The sequence below is a fragment of the Eikenella exigua genome, assembly GCF_008805035.1.
In the GTDB taxonomy this organism is placed as follows: Bacteria; Pseudomonadota; Gammaproteobacteria; order Burkholderiales; family Neisseriaceae; genus Eikenella; species Eikenella exigua.
Genome location: NZ_CP038018.1, coordinates 823241 through 835594 on the forward strand (window position 1 = coordinate 823241; position 12354 = coordinate 835594).

At 58.7% G+C, this 12354-nt stretch carries 14 protein-coding genes; 9 read left to right on the forward strand and 5 right to left on the reverse strand.

Going from position 1 to position 12354, the window contains the following annotated elements:
- The first annotated feature begins 102 nt into the window (after positions 1-102).
- The 6 genes from EZJ17_RS04385 (at position 103) to EZJ17_RS04415 (ending at position 4812) form a co-directional block, all read left to right on the forward strand.
- A complete protein-coding gene (locus EZJ17_RS04385; RefSeq protein WP_151086228.1) occupies positions 103-318 on the forward strand; it encodes a hypothetical protein in 216 nt (71 codons plus the stop codon).
- On the forward strand, positions 315-626 hold the full coding sequence (locus tag EZJ17_RS04390; RefSeq protein ID WP_151086230.1) for a hypothetical protein: 312 nt from the start codon (positions 315-317) through the stop codon (positions 624-626). Before EZJ17_RS04385 ends, EZJ17_RS04390 begins: the two co-directional genes overlap by 4 nt.
- A gap of 39 nt (positions 627-665) precedes the next feature.
- Positions 666-1973: an adenosylmethionine--8-amino-7-oxononanoate transaminase gene (gene bioA / locus EZJ17_RS04395; RefSeq protein WP_067439195.1), complete on the forward strand. Its 1308-nt coding sequence runs from the start codon at positions 666-668 to the stop codon at positions 1971-1973.
- A gap of 63 nt (positions 1974-2036) precedes the next feature.
- Positions 2037-2684, forward strand: coding sequence for a dethiobiotin synthase (bioD, locus tag EZJ17_RS04400; protein WP_067439192.1), 648 nt, complete (start codon positions 2037-2039; stop codon positions 2682-2684).
- Between the two features lie 205 nt (positions 2685-2889).
- On the forward strand, positions 2890-4182 hold the full coding sequence (gene hisS / locus EZJ17_RS04410; protein ID WP_067439188.1) for a histidine--tRNA ligase: 1293 nt from the start codon (positions 2890-2892) through the stop codon (positions 4180-4182).
- A complete protein-coding gene (locus EZJ17_RS04415; RefSeq protein ID WP_067439185.1) occupies positions 4183-4812 on the forward strand; it encodes a YfgM family protein in 630 nt (209 codons plus the stop codon).
- A 266-nt stretch (positions 4813-5078) separates the two neighbouring features.
- On the opposite strand, the gene EZJ17_RS04420 is transcribed toward EZJ17_RS04415, so the two are convergent.
- The 4 genes from EZJ17_RS04420 to EZJ17_RS04435 form a co-directional block, all read right to left on the reverse strand.
- The gene (locus EZJ17_RS04420; protein ID WP_067439182.1) at positions 5079-6041 is read right to left on the reverse strand and encodes an SPFH domain-containing protein; all 963 of its coding nucleotides are present in this window, start codon (positions 6039-6041) and stop codon (positions 5079-5081) included.
- Entirely contained in the window at positions 6041-6460 is a 420-nt protein-coding gene (locus EZJ17_RS04425) for an NfeD family protein (protein ID WP_067439179.1), read from the reverse strand. The genes EZJ17_RS04420 and EZJ17_RS04425 overlap by 1 nt, the downstream gene beginning before the upstream one ends.
- Positions 6461-6759: 299 nt before the next feature.
- Positions 6760-7200, reverse strand: coding sequence for a protein tyrosine phosphatase family protein (locus tag EZJ17_RS04430; protein ID WP_067439176.1), 441 nt, complete (start codon positions 7198-7200; stop codon positions 6760-6762).
- Between the two features lie 12 nt (positions 7201-7212).
- Positions 7213-7707, reverse strand: a complete 495-nt coding sequence (locus EZJ17_RS04435; RefSeq protein ID WP_067445051.1) for a pyridoxamine 5'-phosphate oxidase family protein — start codon at positions 7705-7707, stop codon at positions 7213-7215.
- A gap of 212 nt (positions 7708-7919) precedes the next feature.
- Between EZJ17_RS04435 and EZJ17_RS04440 the strand changes: the two genes are divergently transcribed.
- The 3 genes from EZJ17_RS04440 (at position 7920) to EZJ17_RS04450 (ending at position 11825) form a co-directional block, all read left to right on the forward strand.
- On the forward strand, positions 7920-9665 hold the full coding sequence (locus EZJ17_RS04440; protein WP_231868146.1) for a vWA domain-containing protein: 1746 nt from the start codon (positions 7920-7922) through the stop codon (positions 9663-9665).
- A gap of 206 nt (positions 9666-9871) precedes the next feature.
- Positions 9872-10318: a hypothetical protein gene (locus EZJ17_RS04445; protein ID WP_067444749.1), complete on the forward strand. Its 447-nt coding sequence runs from the start codon at positions 9872-9874 to the stop codon at positions 10316-10318.
- Between the two features lie 127 nt (positions 10319-10445).
- The gene (locus tag EZJ17_RS04450) at positions 10446-11825 is read left to right on the forward strand and encodes a phosphomannomutase/phosphoglucomutase (RefSeq protein WP_067444753.1); all 1380 of its coding nucleotides are present in this window, start codon (positions 10446-10448) and stop codon (positions 11823-11825) included.
- A 102-nt stretch (positions 11826-11927) separates the two neighbouring features.
- Here EZJ17_RS04450 and EZJ17_RS10550 read toward each other — a convergent pair whose 3' ends face one another.
- Positions 11928-12119, reverse strand: a complete 192-nt coding sequence (locus EZJ17_RS10550; protein WP_067439164.1) for a hypothetical protein — start codon at positions 12117-12119, stop codon at positions 11928-11930.
- Between the last annotated feature and the right edge of the window lie 235 nt (positions 12120-12354).

A 12354-nucleotide genomic window follows, 5' to 3' on the forward strand; every position in this document is an offset into this window, starting at 1 on the left:
GGTAACACAAGGCTACCTGAAAATATCAGCTTCAATGCCGTGAGGATGTAGAAGCTGAATACTTTCAGGTAGCCTCAATCATGGCAAAAACGGAGATAGGGTATGGAAACCAAGCTGCAGGTGTTAAAACCGGCCAAAATATTCGGCGATCCTAACGAGCTGGCAAACTTCCGATTTGCCAACGGCCGGGGCTTCCCTGCATCCTACCAGCGCTTTGCCACGCAATATGGCTGGGGTCGTTCGCTGGGCAACTATCTCGTCCATATCCCCGCTGATCCGCAATATTGCGATTCCTGGCAGCAGGCGAGGCAGCGGTGAAATCCAGCTATATCCACGATTTGGACGAATACGAAGGCTTTTTCTCCGCACAGCACGTTTGCCTGATGGCCAGGATGGAATGTTTTGCCAAAAGCGAAACCGGCACGTATCTGTTTTGGGATATTGAAAGCAGGCCGAGCCACGATGAATTCGATATTTATGCTTTCGACTTCAGGGAAGAACCCTTCTTAATCGGCCGCTCGCTGGATGAAGTTTGGCTCAAGCTCACCCGTGAATCCGATGCCACAGCCGCCTTGCGAGCCGCGCCGCGTCAGGCCGTGTTTGAAGGATTTGATTCGATTTCATAAGCGGGCAAGCCAGCCCGATATTTTTCAGGTAGCCTCATCATGAATTGGGAAACCCTCACGCAAATCGACCGCCGCCACATTTGGCACCCCTACGCCGCCATGCCCAATACCCAGCCGGTGTATGCCGTGGCGCGGGCGGAAGGCTGCAGCATCGAGCTGGCCGACGGAAAACGGCTGGTGGACGGCACTTCTTCGTGGTGGGCGGCGCTGCACGGCTACAACCACCCGCGCCTCAACGCTGCCGCCGCCGCACAATTGGAGAAGATGAGCCATGTGATGTTCGGCGGGCTCACCCACGAGCCGGCGGTGCGGCTCACGCAGTTGCTGCTGGAATTGTTGCCGACGGCCCTCAACCAAGTGTTTTACGCCGACAGCGGCTCGGTGGCGGTGGAGGTGGCGATGAAGATGGCGCTGCAATACCAGCACGCCGTGGGGCAGGGGAAACGCTGTCGTTTTGCCACCATCCGCGCCGGTTATCACGGTGACACTTGGCATGCCATGTCGGTATGCGACCCGGAAGAAGGCATGCACGGCCTGTTTTCGAGCAGCCTGCCGGTGCAGTATTTCCTGCCGCAACCGGCCAGCCCGCTCCACGGCGAATGGCAGCCGGAAAGTATCCGCCCGTTGGAAAACTTGTTGGCAGAAAAACACGATGAATTGGCGGCGCTGATTTTAGAGCCGGTGGTGCAGGGGGCGGGTGGAATGTATTTCTACCATTCCGAATATCTGCGGCAGGCGCGGGCATTGTGCAGCCGATACGGCGTGCTGCTGATTTTTGACGAAATCGCCACCGGCTTCGGCCGCAGTGGCGAAATGTTTGCTTTAGAGCACGCCGGCGTGGTGCCGGACATTATCTTGCTGGGCAAGGGGCTCACCGGCGGGTATCTCACCTTGTCGGCAGCGGTGTGCACCGAGGAAATTTCCGCGGCCATCAGCCGGGGCCAGGCGGGCGCGTTTATGCACGGCCCCACCTTCATGGCCAATCCGCTGGCCTGCGCGGTGGCGGCCGAGAGCGTGGCGATACTGCGGGAAAGCCCGTGGCGGCAGCGAGTGGCCAATATCGAGCAAACGCTGCGGCGCAAACTGGCTGTGGCGGCGCAATGGCGTTGCGTGCGTGAAGTGCGGGCGCTTGGTGCGATTGGGGTGCTGGAGATGGCGCAGCCGGTCAACACCGCTTCCTTGCAGCCGCGGCTGGTGGAAAAAGGCGTGTGGGTGCGGCCGTTCGGGCGGCTGGTGTATCTGATGCCGCCATTTGTGATCAGCCAGCAGGAATTAGATTTCTTGGCCGAACAGACTTTGGCGGCAGTGGCGGAGGAATACGGCGAAGCATGGCCGCAGTCCGAATAATGTTACACGCGCTGAAGGCTACCTGAAATTTTCAGGTAGCCTGTTTGCAGAGAGGGGAACAGTATGCAGAAACAAGTTTATTTTGTCAGCGGCATCGACACCGGCATCGGCAAAAGCATCGCCACCGGCCTGTATGCCAAAGAGCTGGCCGCTGCCGGTCGCTGCGTGACTACCCAAAAAATCGTGCAAACCGGCTGCCAAGGCATTGCTGAAGACATCCAAACCCACCGCCGCCTGCAAGGCATCGGGCTCACTGAACACGACCGCAACGGTAGCACCTGCCCCTATGTGTTTGCCTACCCCTGCTCGCCGCACTTGGCTGCCGAGCAGGAACAGCGCCCCATTGATTTAAAAACCATCGATGAAGCCACCCAAACCCTGCTGCAAAGCTACGACACCGTGCTGCTCGAAGGGGCGGGCGGGCTGATGGTGCCGCTAAACCGCGAGCAAACCCTGCTCGACTTTGCCGCCGAACGCGGCTATCCGCTGGTGTTGGTCACATCCGGCCGTCTGGGCAGTATCAACCACACCCTGCTCAGCCTTGCTGCCGCCCGCCATGCCGGCCTGCCGGTGCAGCGGTTGGTGTACAACCGCTATCCCGCCGCCGACCCCGTAATCGGTGCGGAAACCGAACGCTATTTGCGCGATTACCTGCAGCGGCATTTCCCCGAAGCCGAATGGGCGGTGTTGGCAGAGGCTATAGTGGATTAACAAAAATCAGGACAAGGCGGCGAGCCGCAGACAGTACAAATAGTACGGCAAGGCGAGCCAACGCTGTACTGGTTTTTGTTAATTCACTATACCTGAAAACCGCCCGCAGCATTTTTTCAGGTAGTCTTGCACACAGCTTTAGCCCGAACCCCCACATATCCGCTATAATCCGCTTTTTCGTTTACCCCTCTCCCCAAACCGAATCATGGGACAAAAAATCCAAGCCGTAAAAGGCATGAACGACCTCTTGCCGGTGGAGCAGAAAGATTTCAAGCTCACCGCCGCCTTCTGGCAGGCCTTTGAAAACCGCATCGGCGAATGGGCGCACCGCTTCGGCTACCGCCAAATCCGTACCCCGATTGTGGAGCAAACCGGCCTTTTCGTGCGCTCCATCGGCGAAGACACCGATGTGGTGGGCAAAGAAATGTATACCTTTGCCGACTCCAACGACACCCTCAGCCTCAGCCTGCGCCCCGAAGGCACCGCCTCCTGCCTGCGCGCCGTGGTGGAGCACAATCTGCTGTACAACGGCGGCCAGAAGCTGTGGTATATGGGCCCCATGTTCCGCCGCGAACGCCCGCAGAAAGGGCGCTACCGCCAATTCCACCAAGTGGGCGTGGAAGCGCTGGGCTTTGAAGGCCCCGATATCGATGCCGAAATCATCGCCATGTGCGCCGATTTGTGGCGCGAGCTCGGCATCAGCCAATATCTGACTTTGGAAATCAACAGCCTGGGCAACCGCGAAGAACGCGCCGCCCACCGCGCCGCCTTGGTAGGCTACCTGAAACAGCACGAAGCTGCGCTGGACGAAGACAGCCGCCGCCGTATGCACACCAATCCGTTGCGCGTGCTGGACAGCAAAAACCCCGACTTGCAGGAAATCTGCAATGCCGCCCCGCGCTTGGCCGATTATCTCGGCGAAGCCTCCCGCGCCCACTACGCCGGTTTCAAAGCCCTGCTCGACGGTTTGGGCATTGCCTATGTGGAAAACCACCGCCTCGTGCGCGGGTTGGACTACTACAACCAAACCGTGTTCGAATGGACCACCGACAAACTCGGCGCCCAAGCCACCGTGTGCGGTGGCGGCCGCTACGACGGCCTGATTGAAGAGCTCGGCGGCAAACCCGCCCCTTCCATCGGCTTTGCCATGGGCGTGGAGCGCCTGCTGCTGTTGGTGCACGAATACGGCAATCTGCAAGCCGATGCCGCACCCGATATTTATGTGATACACCAAGGCGGCGATACCCTGCTGCCCAGCATGCAGTATGCCACCGCTGCCCGCGCCGCCGGCTTCAGCGTGCTGCAACATTCCGGCAGTCAGAAACTGGCCGCCCAAATGAAAAAAGCCGACGCTTCCGGCGCCAAAGTGGCGCTGATCGTGGGTGAAGGCGAGCTGGCCGAAGGCAAAGCCAGCCTCAAAGATATGCAGCAAGGGCGCGGCCAAGTGAGCGTGCTTGCTGCCGATTTGCTTCAACAATTAAACGAATGGATACGCTAAATGGCTGTTTACGATTTAAAAGACCAAGAAGAAATTGAAAACTTCAAATATTTCTGGCGCAGCTGGGGGCGTTGGCTGTTTGCCCTGCTCGTGGTGGCCGCCATCGGCTACTTTGGCTGGGTGATGTACCGCAGCCACCAGCGCAGCGTGAGCAACGAAGCCGTGGCCGTGTTCGACCAGTGGGCGGAAAATCAGCAGGCCGGCAAACCCGCCGAAGCCGCCAAACTGCTCACCCAACTGCAAAGCCAGTACCCGACCAGCGTTTCCGCCGCCCAAGCCACCCTGATGCAGGCCGGTGCCGCCTTCGACCAAGGCAAATACGACGAAGCCGCCGGCCACCTGAACTGGGTGCTCAAATACCACCAAGAACCGCTCATCCGCGCCATGGCCATCCAGCGCCTGGCCACCGTGCAGCTGCAACAGCAGAAATACGATGACGCCATCTCCACCCTCGGCATGAACACCGATGAAGCCTACGCCGGTATCCTGTTGGAAACCAAAGGCGATGTCTACGCCGCCCAAGGCAAACGCAGCGAAGCCGCCGCCGCCTACAAACAGGCGATGGACAAACTGCCCCAAGACGACCAAGGGCGCGAGTTCATACAGCTGAAAATCGACCAGCTGAACTAAGGCAGGCCAAAGCCCATAACGGCTGTTGCCGGCGGATGGAAAACCCACCGCCGGCAACAGCCGTTTTTTCAGATAGCCTTTTGGGTTTCAGATAGCGTGTAGCTTGAATAAGGTATTGCCTGCGCGGAAGTGAATACAGGCTACCTGAAACTATGTCTGGATGGTTTGGAGGCTTACCAAAGCTAATACCGAGCAACTTTATTCTGCAAACAAAGGCTACCTGAAACCATTTCAGGTAGCCTTTGCACACTCCCTACCTATCGCAATCAAGCCGTGGGTGTTTTGCCTTGTTGGCCTTTGATGATGCTCATGCCGGCGGAGACGAGGCCGCCGATGTCGGCCACGTTGGCGGGCATAATCAGGGTGTTGCCTTCTTTGGCCAGTTTGGCGAAGGCGTCCACGTATTGCTCGGCTACTTTCAGATTAACGGCTTCGTTGCCGCCGGGTTGATTGATGGCGTCGGCCACCAGGCGGATGGCGTCGGCGCTGGCTTGTGCCACCAGTTTCAGGGCTTCGGCTTCGCCTTGGGCGCGGTTGATGCGGGCCACTTTTTCGCCTTGCGAGGCGTTGACGGCGGCTTGGGCTTCACCTTCGGATTTTTTGATCTCGGCTTCGCGCTCGCCCGAAGCAAGGTTGATTTGCTCGATTTTCAAGCCTTCGGATTGGGCGATGCGGGCGCGTTTTTCGCGTTCGGCGGTGATTTGCGCCTGCATGGCGCGCAGGATTTCCTGCGGCGGCACGAGGTCTTTGATTTCGTAGCGCAATACTTTCACTCCCCAGGATACGGCGGCTTCATCGAGTGAGGCGACCACGGTGCGGTTGATGTCGTCACGCTCTTCAAAGGTTTTGTCCAGTTCCATGCGGCCGATGACGGAACGCAGGGTGGTTTGGGCAAGCTGGGTGATGGCGGTGATGTAGTTGCTGGAGCCGTAGGAGGCGAGTTTGGCATCGGTTACTTGGAAGTAGATGATGCCGTCTACGGTGAGTTGGGTGTTGTCGCGGGTGATACACACCTGGCTGGGCACATCCAGCGGGATTTCTTTGAGCAGGTGCTTGTAGGCCACGCGGTCGAGGAAGGGGATGAGGAAGTTGAGGCCGGGGTTGAGTACAGCATGGAAGCGGCCGAGCCGCTCCACCACATAGGCTTCCTGCTGCGGCACAACGGTGAAGGCTTTAAAGCCGAATACAACGATAACGGCAAATAGGATTGCCAGGGTAACGATATCCATCAGTTTTCCTCCAGAGGTTGCAAAATCAAGATATTGCCGGATTTTCCGGCGATGCGGGCGGCTTGGCCGGCCCGTGCGGGGAAGGGAGCTTCGGCCTGCCAATAAGTGCCGCGATATTGTACGAGCCACAGGCTGCCGGATTGGGGCTGGTGCAGCAGCACGGTGTTGCCGATGTCTAAATCACCTTCGGCATCGGCGGCGTGGGCGCGGCGGTTGCGCCGGATGCGGTATACGGCGGCGATGCCGACCACGGAAAGCAGCACGGCCACCAGCAGCGATACGCCGCTGCCCGCGCCGAGCCAGGCGGCTATGCCTGCACCGAGCAGGGCGATGCTGGCCACCAGCAGGTAGAACGTGCCGCTGAACATTTCGAGAACGAACAGGGCGGCTGCGGCGATAAACCAATACCAATAGTGCATAGGCGGCTCCTTTCTTGTGTGGGTGGGGCTTGAGCTTTGCTGCAACTCTGCTTGGGCTATACCAAGACATTGTTTAAGGTAGTTTCAGGTAGCCTTTAGCCTGCCGGATGAGGCTACCTGAAAACGGCCTGCTCAAAGTTTTTATTACTTTTTAGCTGGGTTTCAACTTTTCGTTGAAGCAGAGGCGTTGGCTTTGTAGAAACGCTGTTTCACTCGTTTCAGGTAGCCTTTGGATGGTTGGTAAGTCTACCTGAAAAGCTCAGCTGCATCGAAGTTAATATTGCGCGGGCCAGCTCAGCCTATGCCTGTGCTTCCTGCAAACGGGGCAGGGCGGCAGTAAGGTCGATGCCGGCAGCGGCAGCGGTTTGCACCAGTTGGCGCGGGTCTGCGCCTTGGGCGGCTTGCCCCATGGCCCACAAGAAGCTGCTGCGGGTGCCGCTGCGGCAGTAGGCGAGGGCGGGCGCGGGGTGGTCGGCCAGGTGTTTGGCAAACTGTGCGGCAGCGGCAGCATCGATTTGCGGCATCAGCATGGGCTGGTGAATAACGTGCCGGATACCGGCTTCGGCCGCCCAGTGGCGGATTTGATCGAAGCTGGGCTGACCGGGCTCTTCGCTGTCGGGGCGGTTGCAGATGATGGTTTGCACGCCGGCGGCAGCGGCGGCAAGGATGTCTTGGCGGCTGATTTGCGGAGAAACAAACAGACCGGGAGCAAGGGTGGGGAAGGGGGCTTGGTTTGACATAGTTTTCCTTGGTTATGAATGGCTTGGTTTTGCTCGGACGAGCTCGATGGATTCTTTGGCAGTGAGGTGGTCGATTTCTAAAACCATCACTTTCACATAATCAAAATGTTTACCGATATAGGGCAGGAGGCCGTTTTGGTTGGGGGAGTATTTGTGCCCCACGGCTTCGAGTGCGGCCTGTTTTTCGGCGGGGTCGGTGACGGTACGTACCGTGCCGAACACGATGGCGCTGCGGAAATAGGTGGTGAATTCCTGCGGCACGATGTCGTTGAGATCCACCACGCAGAAGGAAACGTGATTGTCGCGCGCGAGCAGTTCGTGTTTATGACCTGCGGGCGCGCCGTGCAGGATAATTTTGCCTTCGTGGTAAACATAGCTGATCGGCACGGCGTAGGGATAGCCGTTGTCGCCGTGCAGCGCGAGCACGCCGGATTTGCCACGCTGCAAAATGGCGATGGCTTCTTCGTTGGATAGCTGCTGGTTTGCGTGTTTCATCTCCCTGAACACGATTTTCTCCTTGTTTTGCCATAGGCCGGTTTCAGGTAGCCTTTTGCTCACAGGGGAATGATACCAAATTCCACGCCCAAATGCTGGGCTCAAACAGCATGGAGGTTACCTGAAAATAGAGCGGCGGCAGGGCATGGCGTTTGGTTTGCAGGCGGCGTGGGCGGTTATATAATGGCAGCTGTTTCCCCTGTCTGCTTACCAAGGAGGCTGCCATGCCCAAACCGCCGTTTGCCCGCACTATTTTGCTCGCCTTATTGTCTGTATCCGCCCTGCCCGCGCTGGCAGATAATACCCAGCGCGTTCATCAGACCTGTTCGCGTTATTTGGACGAACAGCCGGATTATTATGAATCCCGAAGTGCCCGCTTCAGCTTACGCGCCATGCCGCAGGCAGCGGTGAAGAACCATTCTGTGACTTCATATGAAGCAGCGCCTTCAGCTGCGCCCGCAGCGCAGGCGGCAGCCACCAGAGATTCCATGGTTGGTCTAGAAGGAGCATATGGTTCGGTTCGGCATGCAGAAGTGGCTGCCCCGTCGCGCCAAAACACCGAGCGCTACGGCCATTATGAGCCCAACCCCGTGCACGCCGTGGCCGAGCAGCCCGTTTCCACCTTCAGCATTGATGTGGACACCGGCAGCTACGCCAACATCCGCCGCTTCCTCACCCAAACCGGCCGCCTGCCGCCCGCTGATGCCGTACGCATTGAAGAAATCATCAACTATTTCGACTATGGCTACGCCAAGCCTACCGACGGCAAACCTTTCGCCGTACACACCGAAACCGTGGATTCCCCCTTCCGCAGCGGCGCCAAGCTGATCCGCATCGGCATCCAGGCCAAAGAAGTGAGCCAGGCCGCACTGCCGCCGGCCAACCTCGTGTTCCTGGTGGACGTGTCCGGCTCCATGTATAGCCGCGACAAACTGCCGATGGTGAAATACACCCTCTGCACCCTCGCACACCAAACCCGCGCCCAAGACCGCATCACTCTCGTTACCTATGCCGACGGCAACAAAGTCGTGCTGCCGCCCACCCCGGGCAACCAGCGGCAGAAAATCCTCGCCGCGCTTGATAGCCTGAAGGCAGGCGGCTCTACTGCCGGCGAAAACGCCATCCAACAGGCCTACCAAGCCGCCCAGCGCGCCTATATCCGCAACGGCATCAACCGCATCCTGCTCGCCACCGACGGCGATTTCAACGTGGGCATCACCGATTTCAACACCCTGCGCAGCATGGTGGCCGAAAAACGCAAAAGCGGCATTTCGCTCACCACGCTCGGCTTCGGCAGCGGCAACTACAACGAACGGCTGATGGAGCAGCTGGCCGATGCCGGCGACGGCAACTACAGCTACATCGACAGCCCCGAAGAAGCGCAGAAAGTGCTGCACCGCCAGCTCTCATCCACGCTCGCCACCGTGGCGCAAGACGTGAAAATCCAAGTGGAATTCAATCCCGCCACCGTGAAGGAATACCGCCTGATCGGCTATGAAAACCGCATGCTTGCCCGCGAAGATTTCAACAACGACCAAGTAGATGCAGGCGATATCGGCGCCGGCCACAATGTTACCGCCCTGTATGAAATCATCCCCGCCGGGCAAACCGGCTGGCTGCCCGAAAGCCACTACCAGGCCACCCCCGCCGCCAACGATAAAGCCGGCAGCGAATACGCCTTCATCAACCTGCGCTACAAACTGCCCGGCCAAAGCAGCAGCATCCTCATCAACCGCCCCGTGGCAGTGGGCAGCAAACCGCTCGCCCAAGGCAGCAACGCCACCCGCCAAGCTGTAGCCGCAGCCGCCTTCGGCGAACTCTTGCGCAGCGGCAAATACAGCGGCAACTTCGGCTGGCCGCAAACCCTCGAGCTCGCCCGCAACGCCCAATCCCCCGACCGCCACGGCCTGCGCCGCCAGTTTGTGCAGTTGATTGAAAAAGCACAACAGCTCAGCAGCAAGCCGCAGTAAGGCTTCGGGAACAAGGTTTCAGGTAGCCTTTATCCGCCTTGGCCTTAAAGGCTACCTGAAATTTAAAACGGCTCGGAATGCACAACCGGATTGCAGAGCCCAATAAAACTTTCGGGCTACCTGAAGGGATGCGGTAAGGATATGGTGCGCTCCAACCCGCGCCGCCCGGACTTGCCCAAACTGCTCGTTCACTCAGATAAACAGCCATGAATTTCAACCACTGGAAACAAACCCTTTTTTCTTTAGACAGATACGAAAACGGCGGTGATGCCAAAACATTCACCGCCCTCATCGCCCAAAAGCCGGCCGACGCCTCCGAACGGCAATATATCGAGGCCCTGCTGCAAACCTTTTCCAACCAAGACGATTACGGTATCCAAGAAAGCGTGTTGACCGTGTTGGACGGTGTGGCACAAGCTGTTTTCTTTGAAACTTTGGGCAATATGTTTCAAGAGTTTCTCAACAATACCGAAGAGCAGGAATGGGGACTGCTGCTGTTGGGCAGAACCGTCAATTCATGTAACGAAGCTGCAATAAAGGAAATGGTTTCCGCTGCACAGAAATGCACGGATAAAACCATGTTGGCATTTTTAAAGTCTGAAGAATTTTGCAGCGAGTACCCCGAAATATTGCCGTTTTTAGCAAGCGCATAGGCTGTGTCGCCAAATCCAACGACACCTTCAGGCTACCTGAAACTTTAGGCAGCCACGAAATATTCATGCCCACAGGCGCACCGTATTTTCAGGTAGCCTCCACCCCCGAACAAGAAAAGGAACTCCCATGCCCATTTCCCCCAGCATTTTCAAAGCCTACGATATCCGCGGTATCGTCGGCCAAACCCTCACCGAAGAGACTGCCGAGCAAATCGGCCGCGCCATCGCCGTGCGTGCCGCCCGGCAAGGCCTGCGGCAGATTGCCGTGGGGCGCGACGGCCGGCTCAGCGGCCCGGTATTGCAAGCGGCGCTGATGCGCGGGCTCACCGCAGGCGGGCTGGAAGTGGCCGATGTGGGCATGGTGGCCACGCCCATGCTGTATTTCGCCGCCGTGCGGCATTGCTCCGGCAGCGGCGTGATGATTACCGGCAGCCACAACCCGCCCGATTACAACGGCTTCAAAATGATGCTCGGCGGCAATACCCTGGCCGGGGAAAGCATCCAAGAGTTGCGCGGTATCATCGAAGCGCAGGATTTTGTTTCAGCTAGCCCGCAAGGCAGTGTGCGCAGTTTGGATGTGGCAGAAGAGTATATTCAACACATTGCAGGCCATATCCGCCTGAAGCGGCCGCTGAAAATCGCCGTCGATGCCGGCAACGGCGTAGCCGGAGCGTTTGCCGGGCGGCTGTATCGTGCGCTGGGTTGCGAAGTGGAGGAGCTGTTTTGTGAAGTGGACGGCCATTTCCCCAACCACCATCCCGACCCTGCCAAGCCCGCCAATCTGCAAGACCTTATCCGTGCCGTGCCGGCCGGTGCAGCCGAAGTCGGCCTTGCTTTCGACGGCGACGGCGACCGCCTCGGCGTGGTTACCCGCAGCGGCAGCATCATCTATCCCGACCGCCAGCTGATGCTGTTTGCGCAAGATGTGCTCGGGCGCAACCCCGGCGCGAAAGTGATTTACGATGTGAAATCCACCCGCCTGCTGGCGCCGTGGATTAAGCAGCACGGCGGCGAGCCGGTGATGAGCAAAACCGGCCACAGCTTCATCAAAGCCGCCATCAAGCAGCACGGCGCGCTTTTGGCCGGCGAAATGAGCGGGCATGTATTTTTCAAAGAACGCTGGTTCGGCTTCGACGACGGTCTCTATGCCGGCGCGCGCCTGCTGGAAATCCTTTCAGCTAGCCCCAACCCCAGCGCCGTGCTGGAAGCCTTGCCGGAAGGCGTGTCCACTCCCGAATTGAATATTGCTCTGCCCGAAGGTGCCGACGGCCACGCATTGATTGCCGATTTGGCTCAGGCCGCCCGGTTCGACGGCCTGCAAGAGCTGATTACCATCGACGGCCTGCGCGCCGAATTCGCCGACGGCTTCGGCTTGCTGCGCGCTTCCAACACCACGCCGGTGCTGGTGTTGCGCTTCGAGGGCGACAACCAGGCCGCGCTGGCACGAATTCAGGCGCAGTTCAAAACCCTGGTGGAACAGCACGGCGGCTTGCAGTGGCCGTTGTGAAACCGAGCCGGATAAAGCAAACCGCACCGTGGCAATACGGTGCGGTTGGTTTTCAGGTAGCCTGATTGCTGTAGGAAAAGGCTGGTTAGGGGCTGGCAGTATTCAATACTGGATTGTGCCGTTTGCAGTTGGCTGCACGGTGCTGCCGCCCGGGCTGTCGAACACGGGCTCGGGATGGCTGGCACGGACTGAACCGGATCTTCCCTCCACTCCAATGAAATAGTTGTAGTCGGACAGGCGTTCAAAGCTTTGCTGCAACGATACTTCCACCACGCGGTAGCTGCTGCCACCCATGCTGCGGCTGAGGGTGTCGGCGCGTTTGCGGAAGTTTTGCAGGGCTTCGATGGCGAGGCTTTCTTCAATTTGGCGGCGGCTTTTCTGCGCCGGAGAGTCGGCGGGCGCGGCTTTGCAGGATGTTTAAGCGGCACGGTCATCCAATTGTTGGGCACGGTGCGGCTGGCGGTTTTGCTGAATTTGAGCAGGTTGTAGTTGAGCGGCTCGGCTAGGGCGGGGGCAAGGCTGAGGCCGG